22 protein-coding genes and 1 tRNA gene are annotated in these 22396 nt (G+C 66.1%); 2 read left to right on the top strand and 21 right to left on the bottom strand.

The window, feature by feature from the left end:
• Positions 1–679, top strand: a 679-nt coding sequence (locus HMPREF1316_RS08755) for an ISL3 family transposase (protein WP_021726604.1), incomplete at its 5' end; no start/stop codon positions are given.
• A gap of 39 nt (positions 680–718) precedes the next feature.
• Here HMPREF1316_RS08755 and holA read toward each other — a convergent pair.
• From holA to HMPREF1316_RS08665, 18 genes are all read right to left on the bottom strand, one after another.
• Complete coding sequence (gene holA, locus HMPREF1316_RS08750) at positions 719–1675, bottom strand: DNA polymerase III subunit delta (RefSeq protein ID WP_021726583.1); 957 nt, start codon at positions 1673–1675, stop codon at positions 719–721.
• 28 nt (positions 1676–1703) lie between these two features.
• On the bottom strand, positions 1704–4094 hold the full coding sequence (locus HMPREF1316_RS08745) for a ComEC/Rec2 family competence protein (protein WP_040651954.1): 2391 nt from the start codon (positions 4092–4094) through the stop codon (positions 1704–1706).
• 1 nt (position 4095) lies between these two features.
• Positions 4096–4737, bottom strand: coding sequence for a helix-hairpin-helix domain-containing protein (locus tag HMPREF1316_RS08740; protein ID WP_051332980.1), 642 nt, complete (start codon positions 4735–4737; stop codon positions 4096–4098).
• A 110-nt stretch (positions 4738–4847) separates the two neighbouring features.
• Positions 4848–6125, bottom strand: coding sequence for a tRNA uracil 4-sulfurtransferase ThiI (thiI, locus tag HMPREF1316_RS08735; protein ID WP_021726561.1), 1278 nt, complete (start codon positions 6123–6125; stop codon positions 4848–4850).
• A complete protein-coding gene (locus HMPREF1316_RS08730; RefSeq protein ID WP_021726614.1) occupies positions 6125–6418 on the bottom strand; it encodes a DNA-directed RNA polymerase subunit omega in 294 nt (97 codons plus the stop codon). The genes thiI and HMPREF1316_RS08730 overlap by 1 nt, the downstream gene beginning before the upstream one ends.
• 9 nt (positions 6419–6427) lie before the next feature.
• Complete coding sequence (gmk, locus tag HMPREF1316_RS08725; protein WP_021726599.1) at positions 6428–6991, bottom strand: guanylate kinase; 564 nt, start codon at positions 6989–6991, stop codon at positions 6428–6430.
• A complete protein-coding gene (gene mihF / locus HMPREF1316_RS08720; protein ID WP_040651952.1) occupies positions 6992–7300 on the bottom strand; it encodes an integration host factor, actinobacterial type in 309 nt (102 codons plus the stop codon). It lies immediately after the preceding gene.
• Positions 7301–7499: 199 nt separating this feature from the next.
• Complete coding sequence (gene pyrF / locus HMPREF1316_RS08715) at positions 7500–8225, bottom strand: orotidine-5'-phosphate decarboxylase (RefSeq protein ID WP_021726571.1); 726 nt, start codon at positions 8223–8225, stop codon at positions 7500–7502.
• On the bottom strand, positions 8219–9127 hold the full coding sequence (locus HMPREF1316_RS08710) for a dihydroorotate dehydrogenase (protein ID WP_040651973.1): 909 nt from the start codon (positions 9125–9127) through the stop codon (positions 8219–8221). The genes pyrF and HMPREF1316_RS08710 overlap by 7 nt, the downstream gene beginning before the upstream one ends.
• A gap of 11 nt (positions 9128–9138) precedes the next feature.
• Positions 9139–9933 carry a dihydroorotate dehydrogenase electron transfer subunit gene (locus HMPREF1316_RS08705; protein WP_021726624.1) on the bottom strand — a complete coding sequence of 265 codons (795 nt, stop codon included), beginning with the start codon at positions 9931–9933 and terminating at the stop codon, positions 9139–9141.
• Positions 9927–11219, bottom strand: coding sequence for a dihydroorotase (locus HMPREF1316_RS08700; RefSeq protein WP_021726632.1), 1293 nt, complete (start codon positions 11217–11219; stop codon positions 9927–9929). The genes HMPREF1316_RS08705 and HMPREF1316_RS08700 overlap by 7 nt, the downstream gene beginning before the upstream one ends.
• Positions 11203–12138, bottom strand: a complete 936-nt coding sequence (locus tag HMPREF1316_RS08695) for an aspartate carbamoyltransferase catalytic subunit (RefSeq protein WP_021726595.1) — start codon at positions 12136–12138, stop codon at positions 11203–11205. Before HMPREF1316_RS08695 ends, HMPREF1316_RS08700 begins: the two co-directional genes overlap by 17 nt.
• Position 12139: 1 nt before the next feature.
• A complete protein-coding gene (gene pyrR, locus HMPREF1316_RS08690) occupies positions 12140–12721 on the bottom strand; it encodes a bifunctional pyr operon transcriptional regulator/uracil phosphoribosyltransferase PyrR (protein ID WP_021726612.1) in 582 nt (193 codons plus the stop codon).
• Positions 12722–12934: 213 nt separating this feature from the next.
• A complete protein-coding gene (locus HMPREF1316_RS13325) occupies positions 12935–14008 on the bottom strand; it encodes a glycosyltransferase family 2 protein (RefSeq protein ID WP_021726606.1) in 1074 nt (357 codons plus the stop codon).
• Positions 14005–15075: a glycosyltransferase family 2 protein gene (locus HMPREF1316_RS08680; RefSeq protein WP_021726629.1), complete on the bottom strand. Its 1071-nt coding sequence runs from the start codon at positions 15073–15075 to the stop codon at positions 14005–14007. The genes HMPREF1316_RS13325 and HMPREF1316_RS08680 overlap by 4 nt, the downstream gene beginning before the upstream one ends.
• Positions 15076–15078: 3 nt before the next feature.
• Positions 15079–15864, bottom strand: coding sequence for an ABC transporter ATP-binding protein (locus HMPREF1316_RS08675; RefSeq protein ID WP_021726572.1), 786 nt, complete (start codon positions 15862–15864; stop codon positions 15079–15081).
• Between the two features lie 17 nt (positions 15865–15881).
• Positions 15882–16694, bottom strand: a complete 813-nt coding sequence (locus HMPREF1316_RS08670; protein WP_021726623.1) for an ABC transporter permease — start codon at positions 16692–16694, stop codon at positions 15882–15884.
• Positions 16695–16802: 108 nt separating this feature from the next.
• The gene (locus HMPREF1316_RS08665; RefSeq protein WP_040651950.1) at positions 16803–17450 is read right to left on the bottom strand and encodes a hypothetical protein; all 648 of its coding nucleotides are present in this window, start codon (positions 17448–17450) and stop codon (positions 16803–16805) included.
• 239 nt (positions 17451–17689) lie between these two features.
• Here HMPREF1316_RS08665 and HMPREF1316_RS08660 point away from each other — a divergent pair.
• Positions 17690–17764, top strand: a tRNA-Asn gene (locus HMPREF1316_RS08660).
• A gap of 239 nt (positions 17765–18003) precedes the next feature.
• Here HMPREF1316_RS08660 and rpoD read toward each other — a convergent pair.
• From rpoD to ribF, 3 genes are read right to left on the bottom strand one after another with little or no spacing between them, the layout of a single operon-like run.
• Positions 18004–19368, bottom strand: coding sequence for an RNA polymerase sigma factor RpoD (gene rpoD, locus HMPREF1316_RS08655; RefSeq protein ID WP_021726586.1), 1365 nt, complete (start codon positions 19366–19368; stop codon positions 18004–18006).
• Between the two features lie 52 nt (positions 19369–19420).
• On the bottom strand, positions 19421–21331 hold the full coding sequence (gene dnaG / locus HMPREF1316_RS08650) for a DNA primase (RefSeq protein WP_021726596.1): 1911 nt from the start codon (positions 21329–21331) through the stop codon (positions 19421–19423).
• Entirely contained in the window at positions 21328–22395 is a 1068-nt protein-coding gene (ribF, locus tag HMPREF1316_RS08645) for a riboflavin biosynthesis protein RibF (protein ID WP_021726635.1), read from the bottom strand. Before ribF ends, dnaG begins: the two co-directional genes overlap by 4 nt.
• Position 22396 lies beyond the last annotated feature (1 nt).

The following is a 22396-nucleotide window of genomic DNA, read 5'->3' as shown; positions in this document are numbered from 1 at the left end:
CCAGGCGGCGGGGTGCCCCGTGTGCCACGGGAGGTGCGGCGCCTGCGACACGTGCGAGAGGGCCTGGAGGCACCCCGGCGTCTGGCAGCACGGGACGATCGCGCGCCGCGCCGCGCCCCGGGCCGCCCAGGCCGCGGGCAGGTCCCACGCGGTGCAGCTCCCGAACAGGGCGATCGACCACGTGAGGTGCCAGGGGAGGCGCGAGTCCGCCGAGAGGCGCCGGCAGCTCGCGGGGACGAAGTGCGTCTGGCCCGAGCGGAGGGAGAGCCTCACGGAGCGCCAGCTCGCGACGGGGGAGGAGCCCGACCCCGCGAGGACCCGCCCCAGGACGGCGAGGGCCTGCCAGATGGGAGAGGCGCTGCAGGACGTCTACCCGTGCCCCGACAGGGGGTCGGCGGCCAGGGCCCTGGAGCGCCTCTGCTCGTGGATGATGCACTCCAATGTCCGAAAGATGAAGACCGTGGCGAGGACGCTCGGGAAGGAGCGCGAGGGCATCCCCGACTGGTGGAAGAGGGGCTCGACCGACTCGTTCCTGGAAGGCCTCAGTTTTGTCGTCCAGTCGGTCCGCAGCGCCGCCAGGGGCTTCAGGAGCATCGCCCACTTCAGGACGATGATCCTCCTCAGGCTGGGCCGTCTGGACCTCACGGCCCAGAAGAAGCTGGCATGTGCTACCCACTAGAAACCGTAAAGAGCCTCTTTTTAGTGTCGAGGAACGTCGTCAGGCACAGACGACTGCCATGAGCTCCAGGAAGGCCGTCTTCTGGTCGAGCCCCCCCTTGAGGCGCCGTTCGCAGGCGGCGCATGCGGCAAGCGCCTGCTCGAGCTCGCCGGCACCAAAGCGACGCGACCAACCAAGGTGGTGCTTCACCATCCAGGGCGCGCGGCCCAGGGCCGTTGCCAGCGAGCCGCCCTCGCCGCGCCGGTCCAGGCTCCGGGCGCATATCAGCTCGCGCAGGCGCCCCTCCACGAGTGAGGTGAGTGCGACCTCGGAGGGATTGTCCATGAGCCCGTAGAGCTCGAGGGCGCGGGGAAGGTCGCGCTGGGAGAGCGCATCCAGGAAGTCCCAGGGCTTGACCTCGGCCACGCGCGCCACGTGGGCGCGCACGTCCTCAAGCGTGATCTCGCCGGCATCCCCCTTGAGGGCTGCAAGGCTCCTCACCTGCGTGTCCAACAGGGTAGTGGACTCCCCCACCCTGCCCACGAGCTCGCCTGCCGCAGCCTCGCCCATCCGCATGCCATGTGCGCGGGCGAGGCTCTGCACCAGGGGGGCCAGCTCCCAGCGTCTCTTGGGCGTGCAGTCTATGATGGCCTGCCTGCCCACGGCCGCGACGGCCTTGTAGAGGCGCGTGTTCTTGGCAAGTTTCGAGGCCACCAGGCACAGCACGCAGCCCTCGTTGGGATTCTTCAGATACGCGACGAGCGCCTCGCTCACGGACTTGGAAAGCCGCTCCGCGCGCTCGATGACCACGAGGCGAAAGCCATCTCCCACAGGCAGCGTGTTGAGCGAGATGAGCACGGCCTGCGCCTCGAGGGTTCCCGAAGCCGCATGCTCGTCCAGGTTGAAGGCGGCAAGCCCCTCGTCGAGCCTGCCCTTGAGCCGCGTGAGGGCGGTGCGGCTCTTGAGCTCGTCCTCGCCCACGATGAGGTATGCGGGAAGCAACGTGAGCTGTGCCATGGATCTCTCCTCTCCTCTCACCCGTCCACTATGACACATCGCCGCCCCTCTCCGCACCTCGCTCCGTGCGCACGAGGCAGCCCCTCTCCCGAGGCAGGAGCGTGACCGTGCCCACATCCTTGGTGCAGTAGAAGCTCGCCCCAGCCCTCTTGAGCAACGAGACACAGGTGGGGTCGGGATGCCCATACTCGTTACCCTCCCCGGCCGATGCCACGGCGACGCCAGGTGAAAGGCGCGATGCCAGCTCCTGCGAGAGCGAGACGCGTGAGCCGTGGTGGCCCACCTTGAGGAAGTCCAAGCTGCCCAGGTGCGCCGCCTGCAGGGCTGCGGCCGTCTCGTCCCGTTCCGCGTCCCCCGTGAGGAGTCCCGTGAAATCGATGACGCCATCGCGGTCCGCATCGTATGAAAGCGCAAGCTCGAGAGAGTCCCGGTTCTCGTTGCCCGAGACCCGCCCCCGTGGCCAGATGGCCACGAGCGTGAACCGTCCCACGTGGATGGCATCCCCCCAAGACACCTCGACGGGGTCGGCACCGCTGACGACATGCACGGCCTCCCGCAGCTCAGCCCCCATGGAGGGTGCCACACCGCGGGCGACCAGAACCTCAGGCCTCCCAAGCGGCACCGCAAGCTCGTCCAGCCCTCCCACATGGTCATCGTGCAGGTGGGTGAGGAGCACGCCATCGAGCCTGAGGACGCCCAGCCTCGCAAGGCCATGGGCGGCCGAGGCGTCGGGTCCCGTATCCACCAGCAGCGCATGGGGGCCGTCCTGGATCAGGATGGCATCGCCCTGCCCCACGTCGAGCACACAGATGCGTGCGGGGGCCAACAGGCTGCCCTGCACCACGACGAACGTTGGGATGGCAAGCCCAAGCGCGAGTGCCCGAGCCACTGCGCGCCTCCTGACATGCGGCCAGGTGAGGTAGAGCCCCAATGCGCACGTCGCGACAACCACCGTGACTGCCAACGGATGAGGGGCCGCTGGGATGCTCGCACAGGGCATGCCCGCCAGCAGGCGTACGGCTCGCAGCACAGCCCGTGACACCCATCGCGCGGGAGCGAACGCCACCCCTTCCAGCGGGGGAACCGTCGCGGCGGCATATCCCAGGACGCCCGACCCGATCATGAGTGCAAAGGGTGGGCCCAGCACCAGGTTCGCAAGGGGCGCCACCAGCGAGACCTGGCCGAATGCCTGGATGGTGAGCGGCAGCGTGGCCACCTGGCAGCAGAGCGTCGCCGCCACCGTGTCACGCACGGCCTCGCCAGCTGTCGTGAGCGGAGCCCTCGCCGCACGGGGGAGATGGGCCACGGTTCGGCGCAACGCTCGGGGTACCAGCAGCTCCTCGAGCGCATAGGCCCCATAGCGCGCGAAGAGGCAGAGCGCGAGGACGGAGGCGAGCGACAGGAGGAAGGAGAGCTGGCCGGAGACGGCGGGGTCGAGCAGGGCGAGCGCCAGGCCCGCAAGGGCCGCGGCAGAGGTGCCATGCGACCTGCGTCCCACAAGCTGCGCCGCCCCGGCCACGCCACACATGGCCCAGGACCTCACCGCAGAGACGGGCAGCCCACAGAAGAGCACGAAGAGGCCGCAGGCAACCTGCAACAGCGCGATGCGCGGCGCAGGCTGCAGCCGGGTGTGCGAGAGCGCTGCCATGATCAGCCACGTGAGGATGACGAGATGACCGCCGGACACTGCAACAAGGTGCGATACGCCCGCACGGGCACAGTCCCCATCGATCCCAAAGGATGACAGTGCCGCAGCGTAGCCGCCCACGCTGCCCGCGACGAGCGCCCCCTCCCCACTCTCGCCTGCGCCCATCGCCCGCACCATCCGCTGCCTGAGACGCAGGATGAGGCCATAGGGTCCCGAGGGCATCTGGACGGATCGCACGCTCACGACGCGCACGCGGCCAATGATGCCCTGGGCTGCGGACGTCATGCCCCATGCGTCATCCTCATTGGGCGCAAAGCGTCCCACGCACGAGAGCGTGCTGCCACGCTGAGCCTCCTCGGGAAGGCCCAGCCACACGTCAGCGGTGGCGCCATCGGGCAGGTGCACCCTTCCGCGGGAGCTCAGGCCACCCGCGGCGCTGATGCGTGGGTCGCCGATGACCTCTATGCGACAGCTCGATATCGGAATGTCCCCAAGGCGCCTGGCCACCATGGCATCGGCCTCGGCCCGCATGCCGCCCAGCGCGCAGCCCATAACAAGAGCCCCCGTCAATGCGACCGCGCTGCGTGCCGTCCGCACCGCCGTCCCTCGGCGCCAGCCCCACAGCACGCATGCGCCGGCCGCCGGCAGCGCAAGGAGGCACAGCCCGAACGCAGGGACGACCATGTCCCGCAGCAGGAGCTGCTCGCCCGCGAGCACGCACGCGAGGGCTCCCAGGGCTGGTGGCACGGAGGGCCTGACGGGGCGTTCCATGCTAGACGCAGATGCGTGGACGGAGCTTCTCGAGCTTCTTCTGCCCTATGCCCGAGACGCGCATGAGATCATCGACGGATGCGAAGCGCCCGTGCTCCCGCCGATCCCTGACGATGGCCGCCGCCGTGGCATCCCCCACGCCGGGGAGCTGCTTGAGCTCCTCTTCGCCTGCCGTGTTGATGTTGATCGGGGCGGTCGAACCTGACGAGCCGGAGGGGGCGGCGTTCGTCCGGCCTGCAGTGTCCGTGGTCGGGCTCGCAGACGGCGCCTCCCCCATGCGGGGGACATGCACCTTCTGGCCATCCTGGAGCAGGGTCGCGAGGTTGAGCTGTGTGGTGTCCGCGTCCTCTGCCAGGCCCCCGGCGGCCGCTATCGCATCGCGCACGCGGGCTCCCTCGGCAGCAAGTTCGTAGACGCCGGGCGACATGACGGCACCATCAACATCAACCACCAGCGTGGCGGGATCCTGTGTGGCACCGTTGTCGGTGCCCACCGGTGCGTCACGTGGCACCGTCGCCGCTTCCGCGTCGTCGAAAGACGCCTCGGCCCGGTGCTCGACAAGCTCTGCGCCATCCGTCATGCCACCCGCACGCCAGATGACGACCGCACCCACTGCCACGGCGGCGGCTACGGCGAGTGCCACCCCCGCACGCCATCCCCTTCGACGTGACCTTCCTCGTGTCCTCTGGGCCATACGAACACCTCCTCACACCATGGTGAGGCGAGAACACATCGAGATTCTCAGGTGGCGGCTTAAAATCGGGCCGATTCTGCGCCAGTCTGCGGCGTTCTGCCCTGCCATGGGCGCGGCGCAAGCGCAGGGTGGCGCTCCTTGAGCTCCTGTGGTGGCTTGTAGCTGGGGCATTGGTCAAAGTCGACATACTCTGTGGAGGCCACCAGACCGTCGATCATAGCATCGTGATCGAAGGAGTCCCACGCCTCGTGCACCTCGCGCAGGCGCGCGTGCGTCTCGGGGCGACGCGGCATGAAGAGCGTGCAGCAGTCATCCACCGACTGCGAGCTCAGCTCAAAGGTCCCGATCTCCTGGGCACGGCGCATGATCTCCTGCTTGTCGGAGCCGATGAGCGGGCGGAGCACGGGCAGGGAGACCGTCTCGTTGACCGCGGCGATGTTGTCGAGCGTCTGCGAGGCGACCTGGCCCAACGACTCGCCCGTCACAAGTGCCTTTGCCCCCTCGAGCCGGGCGACGCGCTCGCCTACGGCAAACATCACGCGCCGATAGGTGATGATGCGCAGGCTCTGGGGCACGGCCAGGGATATCTGGCGCTGACGCTCGCCAAAGGGCACCACATAGAGACGACCGATCATACCGGAGGGCGCCAGTGCATTGATGATGTCCTGGCAGAGCCACTCACTCGTGTCGGGCGTCATGGGACGACCCGAGAAGTGGACGGGCACGCACACGGCGCCGCGGCGTCCCACCATCCAGGTGGCAACCGGAGAGTCGAAGCCACTGGAGAGCAGCGTGACCACCTTGCCGGCCGTGCCCACGGGAAGGCCGCCCACGCCCGGGCCGCTCGCGGCATATACGTACACGCTCGCGTTGATCACGTTCACGCAGACCGTGACGTCGGGCTTGTGCATCTGGACCCGCTTGGTGGGAAACTCCTGGCAGAGCACGTCTCCCACCAGTCGGTTGATCTCAAGCGTATGGCGGCCGTATGCGGTGGAGGAGCGACGGGCGTGGACCTTGAACGAGTCGAACTCCCCCGCCTCGTGCAGTGCCGTGACGGCCGCGGCGCAGTACTCCTCCTCGTCCAACGTGCATAGGTAGGCCAGAGAGACGCGCGCGACGCCGGGCACGCGGGATATCACGTGCGCCATCTCGGGCGTCGCCTGCCCCCCGTCGACGCTCACGAGCACATGGCCCGAGATGCGTCTGACGGCGCGTACAGGATGGTCTCTGAGCGCCCGGTGCAGGTTGGTGACGAGCCGACGCTCGAAGGTCGAACGGTTCTTTCCCTTGAGCCCGATCTCATGGTAGTGGACGAGGCAGACCCTGTCGCTCATCAGAGGTTGTGCTCGACACGCTCGTTGGAGCCCTTGATGTCACGGTCGAAGTCCTCGCGCACGAAGCTCAGCGTCCCCTCCTCGATCTCCTCCATGGCGACGGAGACGGTATCCTTGCCGGAGACGATCGGAGTGATGTCGTCGAATTCCTGAACGGCAGTCACCCGGAGGTGCTGGCCACGAATCATGCTGTTGATGTCACAGGCGCGCTTGGAGGCAATGGAGCAGAGAAGAAAGGGATTGTGCTCCGTATGCTCGAGAAGGTTGTCAATTTCAGGCTTGGTAACGGCCATGGGAGTCCCCTATCCTTCGTATGAGCGGATTATTTGAAGCAGCCTATCGGAGGCGGCATCGACGTCATCGTTCACGATACGTTCGTCGTACTTGTCGGCAAGCTCAAGCTCGCTGCGGGCGTTCCTGAGCCGAAGCCGCAGCTGGCCCTCGTCTTCGGTGCCGCGCTGGCGCAGCCGTCGCTCCAGCTCCTCGAGCGACGGCGGCTCGATGAAGATGAGGACCGCATCGGGCATGAGGCGCAGCACGTTGAGGGCGCCTTGGACATCGATCTCGAGGATGACCGACGTACCCGAGGCGAGCAGGGCGTCCACGTCGCCCTTGAGCGTACCATAGCGATGACCGTGCACGTTGGCCCACTCGAGGAACTCACCCGCGCGCACGCGACGGGAGAACTCCTCCTCGTCCAGGAAGTGGTACGAGACACCATCCACCTCGCCTGGGCGCGGCTCCCTCGTAGTAGCCGAAACCGCCAGGCCCAGGTTGGGATGACGCTTGCGCACGCGCGCAAGAAGCGTGCCCTTCCCGGCGCCTGACGGCCCAGAGATGACAAAGAGTCGAGGCGTCTGGCCCACTTACTTGGAGAGAACCCCAAGGAGCTGCTCGCGCTGGCGGGCGCCCAGACCCTTGACGCGACGCGTAGCAGAGATACCCAGCTCGTCCATGACCTTGGTGGCCTTGGCCTTGCCATAGCCAGGCAGGGACTCGATGAGGGCGGAAACCTTCATGCGGGCAGCAATGGGGTCATCGGAGTCGAGGACGTCCTCGAGGGAGGTCTCACCCTTCTTGATCTTCTCGCGAAGCTCAGCGCGAGCGTGACGCGCGGCCGCGGCCTTCTCGAGGGCTGCCTTACGCTGCTCATCAGTAAGCTGAGGTAGTGCCATGGTTCCTCCAAACATCGGGTTACACATACGCAGTTGCGCGTATCTGCCGTGACGAGAATAGCAGGTCAAGGCAGTACAAGCAAGCATTGTGCGTATTGACGGGCGCTTTTTCAATCGCCAGGCCCAAAAAGCCCGATGTGGGGCCCTAACTTCACAAAAATACCCTTAAAGTAAAATAAAAGGTCGGGACCTGAAGGTCCTATGCCACCCCCAGGAGCTCCTCGACGATGGCGCCAATGGCGCGGACGGGGTCCGCGCTCCGTGTGATGGGCCTGCCGATGACGAGCTTCGATGCCCCCGCCTCGATGGCGGCCGCCGGCGTCGCCACGCGCCGCTGGTCGCCCGTCGCAGCGCCCGCTGGCCTCACGCCCGGTGTCACGATGAGCGCCTCGGGGCCCAGGAGCGTGCGCATCGCCGCGGCCTCCTGCGGCGAGCAGACGATGCCATCGGACCCCGCCCCCACGGAGAGGCGTGCGAGACGTGCCACCTCCTCCTCGACCGAGCAGGCGATGCCTATCTCGGCCAGCGCCTGCGCACTCATGCTCGTGAGCACGGATATGGCCACGAGACGGGTGCGCTCCGCTCGCCCGGACGCCTCCTCCTCCACGCCCGCGCGCGCCTCGCTGACCATCGCAGGGCCGCCCAGGCCATGGATGGAGAGGAGGTCCGCGCCGGCACGCGAGGCGGCGCAGGCCGCACCATGGACCTGGAACGGGATGTCATGCAGCTTGAGGTCCAGGAAGACCTTGAACCCCACCTCGTGCAGGGCGGCGACGATGGAGGGCCCCTCGGCGTAGTAGAGGGTCATGCCCACCTTGACCCAGCCCACCCTGCCCGAAAGGCGCCCAGCGAGCTCTCGCGCCTCCTGGGCCCCACAATCAAGGGCGACGATGATGCTGTCGCGTGCCTGCCTCTCGTCTAGCATTCGAAGGCTCCAACCAGCTCGTTGATGTCACGGACGCCCTGCGAGGCCGCCCACTCCCTCAGCTCGTCCAGGATGCGGGGGGCGCACGTGGGGTCATAGAGGTTGGCGGTGCCCACCGAGACGGCCGTGGCGCCGGCCAGGATGAACTCGGCGGCATCCTCGCCCGACGCCACGCCACCGATGCCGCAGAGCGGTATGCTGACGGCACGGGAGGCCTCCCATACCATGCGCACGGCGATGGGGTGGACGCAGGGGCCCGAGAGCCCCGCCGTGGGACGTGCGAGCCTGCTTCTGCGCGTGTGGACGTCAATGGCCATGGCGGGGATGGTGTTGATGAGCGAGAGGGCGTCAGCACCGGCATCCTCGAGGGCACGGCCTATCTCGGCCACGTCGTGCGGGGCCATCTTGACGATGACGGGGCGTCTGGTGTGCGGCCGCACCGCGCGCATGGCCTCGGCCGCCGACCGGGGGGTCGACCCCATGGCGGCACCGCCCGCCGAGACGTTGGGACAGCTGATGTTGAGCTCGAGCGCACTGGCAAAGGGGGCGAACTCCTCGTACAGCTCCACAGCCCGCACATACTCCTCGATGGAGTGGCCGATCACCTGGCAGATGACCTGCGTGCCTCTGGAACGGAGCTCGGAGAGGTAGGCTGCGCCCTCGTGCGCGAGGGCCGCTATGCCGGGGTTGGCGAGGCCGACGGAGTTCATCATGCCGCTCGGCACCTCGGCGAGGCGAGGCGCGGGATTGCCCTCCCACGGTACGGCCGAGCATCCCTTGCAGGTGATGGCCCCCAGGCACGAGACATCATAGAACCCCTCGAACTGATTGCCGAAGCCATAGGTGCCCGAGGCCGTGTTGAGGGGGTTTTTCATCCTGACACCGCCCAGGTTGACGGCCATGCTCACCGCACTCACAGCACCACCTCCCGGGCATCGAAGACGGGGCCGTCCGTGCAGCACGACTTGTAGCCGCCGTGCGCCGCACGCACGTTGCAGCAGGCACAGACCCCAAAGCCACAGCCCATGAGCTGTTCGCAGGAGACCTGGCAGGCAATGTCATGCACTGCCGCCAACCGTGCAACGCCCGCCATCATGGGGGCAGGGCCGCAGGTGTAGACCTGGGCATACGTCCTGGCCGCCAGCAGCTGCGCCATGGCGTCGGTCGTGAGGCCCCTGAGCCCCGCGGTGCCATCATCGGTGGTTGTCGTCACGGTGCCGGCACCCAGCTCCAGCAGGCACTCCCGTCCCCAGAGCCTGGAGGCGCTCTGGGCGCCCAGGATGGCATCAAATGCCGCGCCCTCCTTGGCAAGCATGCCCGCCGCCGCCACGAGGGGCGGTGCGCCCACACCTCCGGCAACGAGCAGGGCGCGGCCTGAGGCGCCCCCGCGCCAGCCGGTGCCGGCAGGGCCGATGAGGTCGGAGCGCTTGCCTGCGCGCATGAGGGACAGGCGCCCCGTGCCCTCCCCCACGACGGCGTAGACCACCTCCACCGTTCCCGCCTGCGCGTCCGCATGGGAGAACGAGAGCGGGATGCGCAGGATGTGGGATGCGTCTCCCGGCACCCTGAGGTTCATGAACTGCCCCGGCACGATGGAGCGCGCCACATCCGGGGACCGAAGGACGAGACGGAACACGCCCTCGGCCACCTCGCCGTTGGAGACGACCTCGAAGCCGTGGAGGCCAACGGCCGCGCTCCCTACTAACATACGGCACCGTCCGCCAGCGTGCGCCTACCGTCCACGAAGACGTCCGTCGCAACACCCATGAGCTCCCGCCCCAGGAAGGCGGAGTTCTTGGACTTGCTCTGGAAGTAGCCCGCCGTGATCGTGACCTTCCTCGTGGGATCGATGAGCGTGAGGTCCGCAGCGGAGCCGCGCTGCGCCTTGACCTCGTCCAGACGCAGGATGCGACGGGGATTGACCGCCATGACCTCGATGAGACGCTGCCAGCTCATGCGCCTGGGACCCACGAGGTGCGTGAGCATGAGGGGCAGCGAGGTCTCCAGGCCGATGATGCCGAAGGAGGCGATCTCCCACTCGCACTCCTTCTCGTGGCGGGCATGGGGCGCGTGGTCACTCACCAGGCAGTCGATGGAACCGTCGACGATGCCCTCGAGCAGGGCGTCCATGTCCTCGCACGTGCGCAGGGGCGGGTTCATCTTGAGATTGGTGTCGTAGCGATCCGTGATGTCGTCCTCGTTGAGGAAGAGATGGTGGGGCGTGACCTCGCAGGTTATGGCGAGGCCCTCCTCCTTGGCGCGCCGCACCGCCTCGAGCCCGCGGGCCGTGGAGATGTGGCACACATGGAAGGGGCAGCCCGTGAGGCGGGCCAGCTCGATGTCGCGCTCGATCTCCAGCTCCTCGCCCAGGGCCGGCCAGCCGAACATGCCGAGGCGCGTGGAGGCGCGCCCCTCGTTGACGACGCCGTTGGCGGTGAGCGAGTTGACCTCGCAGTGCGCCAGCACCGCGCGGTCGAACTGCGAGACGTACTCCATGCAGGTGCGCATCATGCCCGCACTCTGCACGCCATGGCCGTCATCGGAGAAGGCACAGGCGCCCTCCATGACCATGTCGCCGATCTCGGCCAGCGCCTCGCCCCGCTCCCCCACGGTGAGGGCGCCGATGGGGCGCACGTGGCAGAGGCCGGCCTGGCGGGCATGGTCCTTCTGATAGCGGACCTCGGCCCCGGAGTCGGTGACGGGGTCGGTGTTGGGCATCGTGGCGACATCGGTGAAGCCACCGTGCGTCGCCGCACGGCTGCCCGTCTCGATGGTCTCCTTGTACTCGAAGCCGGGGTCGCGGAAGTGCACGTGCATGTCCACGAGGCCCGGTACGAGGTACCGGCCCGCACAGTCCATGACCTCGGCGTCGGCGGGCGGCTCGAGGCCCTCGCCCACCTCCGCGATCCTGGTGCCGTCGATGAGGACGTCACAGGTGCCATCGAGGTCGAGCTGTGGGTCGACCACATGGGCACCCCTAAGCAGATACGCCACTGCCCTCTCCTCCCAGAAGCAGGTACATCTCGGCCATGCGCGTGAGGACGCCCGCGTTCACCTGCTCGAGGATGCGCGAGCGCGCACAGTCGGCGACATCGGCATTGATCTCCATCCCACGGTTGAGCGGGCCGGGATGGCAGATGATCGCGTCATCCCTCATGCGACCCACGCGCCTCATGTCCAAGCCATAGAGGCGGTTGTACTCGCGCTTGGAGGGAATCGTTGCGCCCTCCATGCGCTCGAGCTGCACGCGCAGCATATAGACCACGTCCATCCCCTCGATGACGCCATCGAGGCTGGCGGTCTGAGGGCAGTCGAACCAGTCTGGATCATCCACCTGAAACGCGGGGGGGCCGACGAGCGTGACCTCGGCGCCCATGGTCTTGAGTGCCGGGGCGAGCGAGCCACACACGCGGCTGTGCGCGAGGTCGCCCACGATGGCCACCTTCAGGCCATCCAGGTGGCCGAAGTGCTTGCGCATGGTGTAGAGGTCGAGCATGGCCTGCGTGGGATGCTGGTGCTTGCCGTCGCCGGCATTGATGACCACGGCGTCCGTGTTCTCGGTGATCTTCTGCGGCGTGCCCGCCAGGCGCGCACGGCACACGAACATGTCCACGCTCATGGCGTCGATGGTCTGGATGGTGTCGGCGAGGCTCTCGCCCTTCACCACGGAGCTCGTGGGGCCGCCCATGGAGAGGCTGTCTGCCGACAGGCGCTTCTCGGCCAGCTCGAAGGAGCTCTTGGTACGCGTGGAGGGCTCGAGGAAGAGGTTCACGATGGTGCGCCCGCGCAGTGCCGGCACCTTCTTGATGGCCCGGCTGTTGATGGATTCGAACGAGGCGGCCGTGTCCAGGATCTGCGTGATGTCATCGGCCGTGAGGCTGTAGGTGTCGACGAGGTTCCTGACGGAGAGCATCCTATGCCTCGCCCCCCTCGGCGCGCGCGCCACCCGTGACGTCGCCGGTCCAGATCTCGACGGCATCTCGACCGTCCAGCTCCCTCACGAGCACGCGCACGTCCTCCTCGTGTGAGGAGGGCACGTTCTTGCCCACGTAGTCGGCACGTATGGGCAGCTCGCGATGGCCCCGATCCACCATCACGGCCAGCTGCACGCTCTGGGGGCGGCCATAGTCCATGAGGGCGTTGAGGGCGGAGCGCACGGTGCGCCCCGTGAAGAGCACGTCATCCACGAGGATGATGTCGCGCTTGTCTATGTCGAAGGGGATGTTGGTGGCATGCAGCACCGGCGCGATGGCGCGCTGCACGTCATCGCGGTAGAAGCTGATGTCCAGGGAGCCGATGGGGGGACGTGCGCCCTCGATGCGCTCGATGTCATCCGCCAGGCGGCGCGCGAGGGTCTCCCCCCTGCGGATGATGCCGACCAGGGCGATGGTGGAGGAGCCCTCGTTGCGCTCTATCACCTCATGGGCGATGCGCACCTCCACGCGAGCCATGGTGGCCCCGTCCATGATGGTTGCCTTACACCTGCCGTGTTCCATGAGCGTCCCCTCTCAAGAAGAAGTGCCCAGCCGCGCGATGACGCGATACCAGACACCGGCATGAGCGAGGGTTCGCTCTGTGAGGGGCAGTGCTCCTCTGGCCTTGCGGGCATCTCGTACCACGCTTAAAGGACACCACGACTATACACGAGCGGGAGCCTCGCGCGGCAAGAAATCGCATGTGGCGAAGAAACGTGGCTGGCGTGGGGGTGCCTAGGTGCGGACGCGCATCCAGACACGCTCGAGGCAGCGCACGAGCCCACGGCGCATGAGGTAGAAGACGGGCAGGTCAAGGCGGGAGAAGACGCGGGCGCTGGAGGCGGGGTCCACCGACGCCCGCTCGATGCGGCGGGCGCAGGTGCGCGACGGGGCCCGCACGAGGCACGAGGCGACGTCCTCGCGCCCGAGGTAGGACCTGAGGTCCTCCACGAGACGGGCGTAGGTGCGGTGCTGGTCGACGGGGGGGAGCTTGCTCACGTCCAGCATGAGCAGGTCCAAGATCCACTCCACGAGCTCCGCATCCCACCTGCCGGCAAGGCCGCGATCCGTCCACTCGCGCAGAATGGCCTCCACCATACGCAGGTGCTGGTCGAGCTTGGCCAGCAGACGTTCGCGCCCCGCCTGGGACTCGTGCGTCTTGGACCGCTCGTTCATGGTGTAGAGGTAGAGCTCGTCGGGCATGAGAACGGTCTTGGCGGACAGTGGGTAGGCCACGAAGTAGAAGACCTGGTCCTCGCCCAGGGCCAGCCCCGGCTCGAAGCCGATGCGGCACCTTCGCACGAACGAGGCGCTCACGGCCGTCCGGCACGCATAGGGACGCGCATGCTCCTTGAAGAGCAGGGCGGGCCCAAAGCCGTCGTACGTGATGGCGCGCGGGGAGAGCTCCCTGCGCAGGCTGAGCGGTGCCGCCTCTGCGGGCACACAGCGCAGGCCAAAGGTGAGCACCTCGGGACGCTCGCGGTCGAAGACGGCGCTCACGCGCGCACAGGCCTCGCTCACCAGCTCGTCATCCGCGTCGACGAACATCAGGATCTGGCCCCGTGCCAGCCGCATGCCCACGTTGCGCGCCACGGAGACACCAGCGTTCTCCTGGTGATGCACGCGCACGCGGCCCTCGCGCCTGGCACGGTCTCGCAGCAGCGCCAGCGAGGCGTCCTGCGAGCCATCGTCGACGCAGATGACCTCGATGTCCCCAAAGGTCTGCGCCAGCAGGGAGTCGAGGCAGCTCCCCAGCGTGCGCTCGGCGTTGTGGACGGGGACGATGATGGAGATGCGTGGCCCGCTCATGCGCCCCGCCTTGCCCTCAGGACCTCGACCAGGGCGGGAAGGCCCCCGAGGCGCAGGCAGAAGCGAAGCTTGTCCGCCGTCCCCGCATCCGTCGAGCGGTTGCGGACGGCAACATAGCCTGCGGGGTCGGCCATGAGGCGCTCGAGGTTGAGGCGCTTCCAGCCGTCGAGACGCGAGAGGTCGAGCGTGCCGTCCTTGCGGCTGCGCGCGAACTCCTGGGCGGCCTGCTCGGCAAACCCCACCCGCAGGCCGGCGTCAAGACGGTCGAGGTTCCAGAGGTAGGCGTTCAGGCGCGAGACCTGGAACTCGGTCCAGAGCGTGTCCGTATGCCCGTCAGCAGGCCGCTCGCCCAACCAGCGCTCGAGATGCGCGTACTCGCCGCAGATGGCGTAGGCCTTGCCCGTGGAGTTGACGGAGGACGCCTCACGGTCCTGGCGGTAGTGGATGATGGGCCGCTCTATGAACGTGGCGGCGTCCGCACAGCTCCACACCTTGAAGGCAAAGGATGTGTCCTGGAAGGACGCACCGGGGGACTCCTGGAAGCGGATGTCGTGCCCATCCAGGAAGTCACGCCGATAGAGGCCGCTCCAGATGGAGGCCTTCTGCCGGAAGATGCGCGTGTCGATGCGCGTGTCCACCAGCCTGTCGCACAGGTCGGACGGGATGCCATCCCAAGGGACATCCCTGCCGCCATCCTGGGACCAATAGAACGTGAAGCTCCCCTTGGCCACCTCGGCACCGTGACCATCGAGCGCACCCGTCAGCTCTCCCAGTGCCATGGGATACATGATGTCGTCGGACTCGAGGATGGCGATGAGCTCGCCGGCCGCCTCGGCAAGGCCTCGGTTCATGGAGGCACCATAGCCGGAGTTGGGCTTGTCCACCAGGCGGAAGCGCCGATCCTCCCCACAGAAGCGCTCGATGATGGCACGCGAGGAGTCGGTGGAGCCGTCGTTGATGCACAGCGCCTCGAAGTCGCCAAAGCTCTGCCTCCGGAGTGACCATAGGCACTCCTCAAGGTAGTCCTCGACGTTGTAGATGGGGATGAGGACGGAGATGCGCGGCATGGCCTACTCCCCTAGGCTCCGGTATGCCGCGCAGACCTCATCGGTGGGGCCGAGCATGCGCTCGTGGCCCTTCTCGATCCAGCAGACACGGTCGCACATGCGCTCCACGAGCTCGATGTCGTGGCTCACAAGCAGCACCGTCACGTTGTCGGCATCGACGAGCTCCTTGATGCGACGCTCGCACTTCTGTTGGAAGAGGAAGTCGCCCACCGAGAGCGTCTCGTCCACGATGAGGATGTCCGGCTCGGTGATGGTGGCGATGGCGAAGGCGATGCGGGCGACCATGCCGCTGGAGTAGTTCTTGAGCGGCATGTCCATGAAGTCCTGAAGCTCGGCGAAGTCCACGATGTCCTGGAAGTGCGCATCAATGAACTCCCTACGATAGCCCAGGAGCGCCCCGTTGAGGTAGATGTTCTCCTTGGCCGTGAGCTCCATGTCGAAGCCAGCGCCCAGCTCGATGAGTGGTGCGATGGTCCCCTTGACCGTGCAGCTGCCCCTTGAGGCCTCAAGCACCCCCGCGATGATCTTGAGCATGGTGGACTTGCCGGATCCGTTGGTGCCCACGAGGCCAAAGGCCTCTCCCCGCTTGACCTGGAAGCTGATGTGGTCAAGCGCGCGGAACTCCTTGAACTTGAGCTCGTGGCGCATGAGGGCGATGAAGTACTCCTTGAGGGAGTTGAACTGTTCGGAGGCGATGTTGAAGATCATCGAGACGCCGTCGACGTCGATGATGGTCTCGGCGCCGGGCGAGGGAATCTCTGGCTTGGGATGGACGCTCTGATCGGACACGAAGGCCCCCTTGGGCGCTAGATGAACAGGATGAACTTGTGCTCGTGGCGGTGGAACACCAGATAGCCGACGAGCAGGAAGAAGCCGGCGAACACGAGGCAGGCAAGATGCAGGCCGAGGGAGGGAACCCGCTGGTAGAGCACGGCCTCACGGATGTAGGTCACATAGACGTACATGGGGTTGAAGGTCTCCAGGCGCTGCAGCCAGTCGGGCAGGATGGTGATGGAGTAGAACAGCGGCGTGAGGTACATCCAGGCCGTGATGACCACGCCCCACAGATGGATGACATCACGGAAGAAGACCGACAGCGCGGAGAGGAGCAGTGAGACGCCGATGCTGAAGATCATGAGGGTAGCGAGCGCGAAGGGCCACAGCAGGACGGTGATGCCGATGGGCGTGCGCTCCACGACCATGACGAGCGCGATGGCGATGATGGAGAATGCGTAGTTGACGCCCGCGAAGAGGACCTTCTGCACGGGAAACACGTAGCGGTTGACCTTGACCTTCTTGAGCAGCGGTGCCGCCGTGATGATGGATGTCATGCCCTGTGTCGTGGAGTCGCTCATGAGCTGGAAGGCTGTGTTGCCCAGGATGAGGTAGACGGCGAAGTTACCGATGCCGGGGTCGCGGTTGGCCATGAAGGAGCCGAACACCGCCACGAGCACGAGCATCATGAGCAGCGGGTTGAGCACGCTCCACACGACGCCCAGGGCGCTGCGGCGATACTTGAGCTTGAAGTCCTTGGCAACGAGCTGCCTGAGGATGAACCAGTCCTTCTTACCCGACGAATACCAGGCATCCTTGGCGGAGATCTGCGCTGTAGCTTCCAAAGTCCCTCCGTGGGCCTCTCGGCGAGAACGCTCGCATGGTGAAACACTTCGAATCATGGTAGCACAGCGCCTCTTGCCCGCCCGTGCCCTCGCGTGCGGCCTGTGAAATCAGATGGTGGGAAAGAGGTCATTGACGCTGGACAGGCCACGTCTTAGCAACCATATCGTCGAGAGGGCGATCGCCATCGACAAGGGGATCGGCTTCATGCCTTGAGCGAAATATGTACAGAGCATCTGCATCAAACCAACAGCCGCCCCGCTGTACTTCCAAAAGGAATGTGATACCAACCCGGACCAGGAGATCATGAACAGCCCCAGCAGGATGTCGCACGCATGCCATAGTGCATAGATTTCGGCCAAAGTCGTTTTGAGACTGTCGCCTGTGACGACAGGCAGACCGTTGATGGGATAGACGAGCCTGCCGGTCTTCACCACTATGGCCAGCCATGCCATCGACAGGAGCGCAAGGCTCACCACGAGAAGCCCTGTCGGCACCCTTTCGTTCTGGAAATATAGTTTACGCACGTTGTAGAACGTGCATCCACAGAGAATGGTCGAAAGCATGAGCAACTCGCCCATGACCATCAGCAAGCTCCCATGGTGGTCTATGGTTTGCTGCACGGAGCCTGTCGACTCTAGTTGGAGACTGAGGCACAAAAAGTAAAACCGGACCATCATATACAATAAAATTCCGGTAAGAAGCATCCCCGAGATGAGGAGGCGCTTTCTGTTTTGCCTCGAGGCCTGATCTGCCATGCTTCTTCTCCCTCACTGTTGGGGCAATGGTAGCAATCGTCAGAGCAGGGGGCGGTGACTACGCGTGGGCCATGTGGCGCATGGAGACATAGAGACACCCGACATGACTGGCCACGGGTCCGTGCCCTCACATGCGACTCGTGGATGTTTTAAGGGCGCACGCTGGAGCCGAATTTCTCCTTGCAAGAATCCGGCGAACCGCTATAGTTATTGCTCGTGCGATGCACAACCACACACATTCCCCGGTGGCGCAGCGGTAGCGCAGCTGACTGTTAATCAGCGTGTCGCAGGTTCGAATCCTGCCCGGGGAGCCAGAGACTTCAAGACGGCTTCGGCCGTCTTTTTTCATTCCAAACGCTCCATGCATGTCTCTCACGTGGGTCTCCCGTATAAGTCGTTCGCATTATCTTGTTTGAATTCTAACGATATAATCATACGGATTTCTCTCAACAAGTCTTTTACCTGCACATTTGTAAAAAGGGAGTCGTATGCAATTGCATACGACTCCTCATGGTGTACGACTTCCTCGTGGCATCTGCATGTGAGGGCGGCACTAGTCCTCCATGAAGTCCTTGAGGCGGCCGGAGCGGGACGGGTGACGCAGCTTTGCGAGCGTCTTGCTCTCGATCTGGCGAATGCGCTCGCGCGTGACGCCAAACTCGCGACCGACCTCCTCGAGCGTGCGCGGATGGCCGTCCTCAAGCCCAAAGCGGAACCTGATGACCTTGCGCTCGCGATCCGCCAGGCCATCGAGCACCTGCTCAAGCTGTTCGCGCAGCATGGAGTCGCTCGCCGCCTCTGGGGGGGCCACGGCCGTGGAGTCCTCGATGAAGTCACCCAGCTGGGAGTCCTCCTCCTCGCCGATGGGCGTCTCGAGCGAGACGGGCTCTTGGCTGATCTTCTGGATCTCGCGCACGCGATCGGCCGTGATGCCCATCTCCTCACCGATCTCCTCGGGCGTGGGGTCGCGACCCAGCTCCTGGAGGAGCTGGCGCTGGACGCGCACGAGCTTGTTGATGGTCTCCACCATGTGCACGGGGATGCGGATGGTGCGTGCCTGGTCGGCGATGGCACGCGTGATGGCCTGGCGAATCCACCACGTGGCATACGTCGAGAACTTGAAGCCCTTGGTGTAGTCGAACTTCTCGACCGCGCGGATGAGACCGAGGTTGCCCTCTTGGATGAGGTCGAGGAAGAGCATGCCACGGCCAACATAGCGCTTGGCAATGGAGACGGTCAGACGCAGGTTGGCGCTGATGAGGGCCTGCTTGGCCTCGAGGCCCACCTGTTCGATGCGCATGAGGCGCCGCTGCTCGGCACGGGTGAGCTCGATCTCGCCATCCTCGGCGGCCTCGAGCTTGTCGGCGGCCTCGGTGCCCGCCTCGATCTTCATGGCCAGATGGACCTCCTCGGAGGCGGTCAGCAGGTCGACCTTGCCGATCTCCTTGAGGTACATGCGCACGGGGTCGCCCGTGAGCATGACGGTGGAGGCGTCCGTGCGACGGGCACGGGCACGGCTGGAGCGCTTGCGCTGCTTGTTCTTGGATGTGCTGCGCAGGATCTCGTTGGCCGCGCGGGCCTCCTCGCGCGCCTCGTTGCGACGGACGTCCTCCTCGTCGTCAGCGAGCCCCTGATCGTCATCGAGGTCGTCCGAACCTTCGAGGTCATCCTCGTCTGAGGGGCCTGTGGCATCGTCTTGGCTCTCGACCTCGCTGGTGATCTCCACGCCCTTGGCACGGACCTGGTCGTAGAGAGCGGACAGCTCCTCGTCATCGACATCGATGTCGGCAAGGGCGATCTGGATGTCATCCTCACTCACCTTGTGGCCGTTGGATGCGGATTGCTGTATCAGCGTATCGGCGACGCCCTGGAGCCTGTCGGGGAGGGTGGATGCTGCGGAGGCGGATTTCTTGGCCACGAGTTTCCTTTCTATGGGTCAGAGCCTATCCATGATACCCGTTTTCCCGACGTTACACACGCACGGGAAGCTGCGTCACGAGCTCGTTGATGCGCCGTTGGATCGTGGTGGCCTCGGCGAAGAGGTCGCGGGCCTCCTGTCTCGGCTCACCGGCACCCAGTGCCTTGAGCTGTGCCTGAATCTGCCGCACCCTGCGACGGTCCGCCCAGAGTTCGATGACGTCCACCAGAAAGGCGGCCTTCTGCTGGGTCGACATGTCAGACGTGACGTCGAGCGTCCCGGAGGAGAGTATCTGCGGGGCCTCCGGCACCACGCCCTCGGCGGCGCGCACCACGTCGTGCGGTGCGGCATCCATCGGCGTGGCAAGCATGGCCCAGGCCATGGACTCATGGCGCCCGTCCGCCCATGAGAGCGAGCCGATGCGTTCCCCCAGCGGTCGCACGACGGCAAGGTCCGTGGTCATGAGCGACAACAGCTCGCGCTCGGCATCGAGTTGGCGGCGCTCCTCATCGGAGAACGTGACGGCAGGCTCCATCGCGGGAGGGACACCGGCGGGGGCGGTCCCCTCTCCACCCAGCTCGTCCCCCTCGTAGACATACGGCCCATAGGCATTCGCCGGGGGCTCGTCCTCGGCGGACCGCCCCTGTCCCAGGGATGCCTGCGTGCGCGAGCGGGCCTTGGCACCCGCCGAGCGAATGCGACGGCGCGTCTCCTCCATATTGGCGCCTACGAGACCCGCGAGCTGCGTCGCATACTCGTTCAGGAGGATGGAGTCGGAAAGCGGGGACAGGAGCGCCGCAAGGTCATCCAGTGCCGCGACGCGCTGACCCGGTACCGAGAGGTCATACCGCTCGAGGTGCCGCTCGAAGACGAAGCTCATGAGCGGTCGTGCGGCATCCAGGCGCCCCCTGAGGGCGTCGGCGCCCTCGGCGGCAAGGTACTCCGCCGGATCCATGTTGCCCGGAAGCACCACGCACAGAAGCTCAAGGTTCGTCTTGTCCACATACTGCACGGTGCGCTCGGCCGCGCGCTGCCCCGCCGCATCGCCATCGAACATGCAGATGATGCGGCTCTTGGCGAAGCGCGAGATCATCTTCACGTGATCGAGCGTGAGCGCCGTGCCCAGCGCCGCCACCACGTTGGTGAGGCCCGCCTCGTGCATGGAGATGACGTCCGTATAGCCCTCGCAGACGATGGCCGTGCCCGTGGACACCATGGCGTCGCGCGCGCGATCGAAGGCAAAGAGGTGCTTGCCCTTATGGAACACGGCCGTGTCCTTGGTGTTGAGGTACTTGGGCTTGGCATCGGTGAGCACGCGCCCACCAAAGCCGATGCACTTGCCCTGCTCGTCGTGGATGGGAAACATCGCCCGGTCGAAGAAGCGGTCGCGCAGCCGTCCGGATCCTGAGAGGGCGAGGTCGGCTGCGAGGATCTCCTGGGGCGTGAAGCCCTGGGCCGTCAGGTGCGCCACGAGCATGCCATGCCCCGGCGCATAGCCCAGGCCCCAGCGCCTGCACACGGCAGAGCCAAAGCCCCTGCCCGCCAGGTAGTGCCGGGCGGCAGCGGCGCCCTCCCCCCTGCCTCGCATGAGGTAGGTGCCAAAGAAGCGCTCCGCATCGGCGAGACACTCCATGAGACGGTTGCGGCGGGGACCCCTGCGCTGGCTCCCCCGTTCCTCCGTGAGCTCGATGCCGGCACGCTCTGCCAGGTAGCGGATGGAATCGGGGAAGTCGAGGCTCTCGCGCTTCATGACATAGGCAAAGACGTCGCCCCCCGCGCCGCAGCCAAAGCACTTCCACAGGCCCGTCTGGGGGTTCACGTGAAAGGAGGGACTCTTCTCATGGTGGAAGGGGCAGCAGCCCCAGAAGTCCTGCCCACGCTGGCGCAGCTCCACCGTCTCGCCCACCAGCTGCAGGATGTCGGTGGCCTGGCGCACGCGCTCCTTGTCCTCGTCGGTTATCATCCGCGCACCTCCAGCCCATCATCACCTAGGTTGGTACGTACCCAATCGATGTTGGAGCGCACCGTACGTTCCAGCTTCACGGTGGAATCGAAGGGGCGAGAGGGCCGCAGCCACGAGACGAACGCCACATCCACCTCACGCCCATAGAGCTTACCCGCAAAGCCGATGAGGTTGGCCTCCAGAAATGACGCCCGCGGTGTCGAGAACGTGGGCGACGCGCCCACGTTGATGGCGGCGGGCCATGCCGTGGGACCGCAGATGACGAAGCCCGCATACACCCCCTCGACCGGCAGGCACAGTCGGGCATCGACATGCACGTTCGCCGTGGGAAAGCCAAGGGTGGTCCCCTCCCCCCGTCCGTGCTCGACGACCCCATGCACGACATGGGGGCGACCCAACAGGCGTGCGGCATCCTCGACGCTACCCTGGGCGAGCAGTGCGCGCGTACGCGTGGACGAGACGGGTGCTGCACCCTGCGCCAGCAGGTCGTGGATGTGGACGGAGAACCCCCGCGCCTGGCCCAGCCGCGCGAGCGCCGCTGGCGTGCCCGCCCCCTCGAAGCCGAAGCGAAAGTTGGCGCCCACGTGAAGGGACTCGACATGGGCAACCTTCGGCAGCAGGCCATCGACGAAGTCGGCATAGGGGGTATGCGCAAGGGTCTTGTCAAACGCCAGCACGCAGACGGCATCCATGCCCGCATCCAGCAGGAGCCGGACACGCCGCTCGGTGGAGAGCAGGCAGTGTCCATGCGCCCGCCCCTCGAGGACGAGCGAGGGCAAAGGGTCAAAGGTGATGGCGAGCGCGATGACGCCCCTCAGCCGCGCCTCGTCATGACAGGCGCGCACAAGCTCCCTGTGCCCCCGATGGACGCCATCGAAGCCCCCCATGCACGCGCAGACTGGTGCCTGAGGCCCGACTTCCGTCCCCCCGCGCCCATAGAGCGTATAGAAGCCATGGTCATGCCGTAGGCATGCGTCCGCCAAGGGGGACGGGATCGCACGCGCAGCCAACTCGCGCACATCCGCGCAGCCAAGGTCGACCAGAAGCCTCCGGACGTCAGCCATG

The organism is Olsenella profusa F0195 (genome assembly GCF_000468755.1).
Taxonomy (GTDB): domain Bacteria; phylum Actinomycetota; class Coriobacteriia; order Coriobacteriales; family Atopobiaceae; genus Olsenella_F; species Olsenella_F profusa.
This window is presented reverse-complemented; position numbering and strand designations above follow the sequence as displayed.

Coding starts and splice junctions, on each gene's coding strand:
- holA (WP_021726583.1), bottom strand. CDS start 1,675: ATGGCACAGCTCACGTTGCTTCCCGCATACCTCATCGTGGGCGAGGAC.
- HMPREF1316_RS08745 (WP_040651954.1), bottom strand. CDS start 4,094: ATGGAACGCCCCGTCAGGCCCTCCGTGCCACCAGCCCTGGGAGCCCTC.
- thiI (WP_021726561.1), bottom strand. CDS start 6,125: ATGAGCGACAGGGTCTGCCTCGTCCACTACCATGAGATCGGGCTCAAG.
- HMPREF1316_RS08730 (WP_021726614.1), bottom strand. CDS start 6,418: ATGGCCGTTACCAAGCCTGAAATTGACAACCTTCTCGAGCATACGGAG.
- mihF (WP_040651952.1), bottom strand. CDS start 7,300: ATGGCACTACCTCAGCTTACTGATGAGCAGCGTAAGGCAGCCCTCGAG.
- pyrF (WP_021726571.1), bottom strand. CDS start 8,225: ATGCTAGACGAGAGGCAGGCACGCGACAGCATCATCGTCGCCCTTGAT.
- HMPREF1316_RS08710 (WP_040651973.1), bottom strand. CDS start 9,127: ATGGCCGTCAACCTGGGCGGTGTCAGGATGAAAAACCCCCTCAACACG.
- HMPREF1316_RS08705 (WP_021726624.1), bottom strand. CDS start 9,933: ATGTTAGTAGGGAGCGCGGCCGTTGGCCTCCACGGCTTCGAGGTCGTC.
- HMPREF1316_RS08695 (WP_021726595.1), bottom strand. CDS start 12,138: ATGCTCTCCGTCAGGAACCTCGTCGACACCTACAGCCTCACGGCCGAT.
- pyrR (WP_021726612.1), bottom strand. CDS start 12,721: ATGGAACACGGCAGGTGTAAGGCAACCATCATGGACGGGGCCACCATG.
- HMPREF1316_RS13325 (WP_021726606.1), bottom strand. CDS start 14,008: ATGAGCGGGCCACGCATCTCCATCATCGTCCCCGTCCACAACGCCGAG.
- HMPREF1316_RS08680 (WP_021726629.1), bottom strand. CDS start 15,075: ATGCCGCGCATCTCCGTCCTCATCCCCATCTACAACGTCGAGGACTAC.
- HMPREF1316_RS08665 (WP_040651950.1), bottom strand. CDS start 17,450: ATGGCAGATCAGGCCTCGAGGCAAAACAGAAAGCGCCTCCTCATCTCG.
- dnaG (WP_021726596.1), bottom strand. CDS start 21,331: ATGATAACCGACGAGGACAAGGAGCGCGTGCGCCAGGCCACCGACATC.
- ribF (WP_021726635.1), bottom strand. CDS start 22,395: ATGGCTGACGTCCGGAGGCTTCTGGTCGACCTTGGCTGCGCGGATGTG.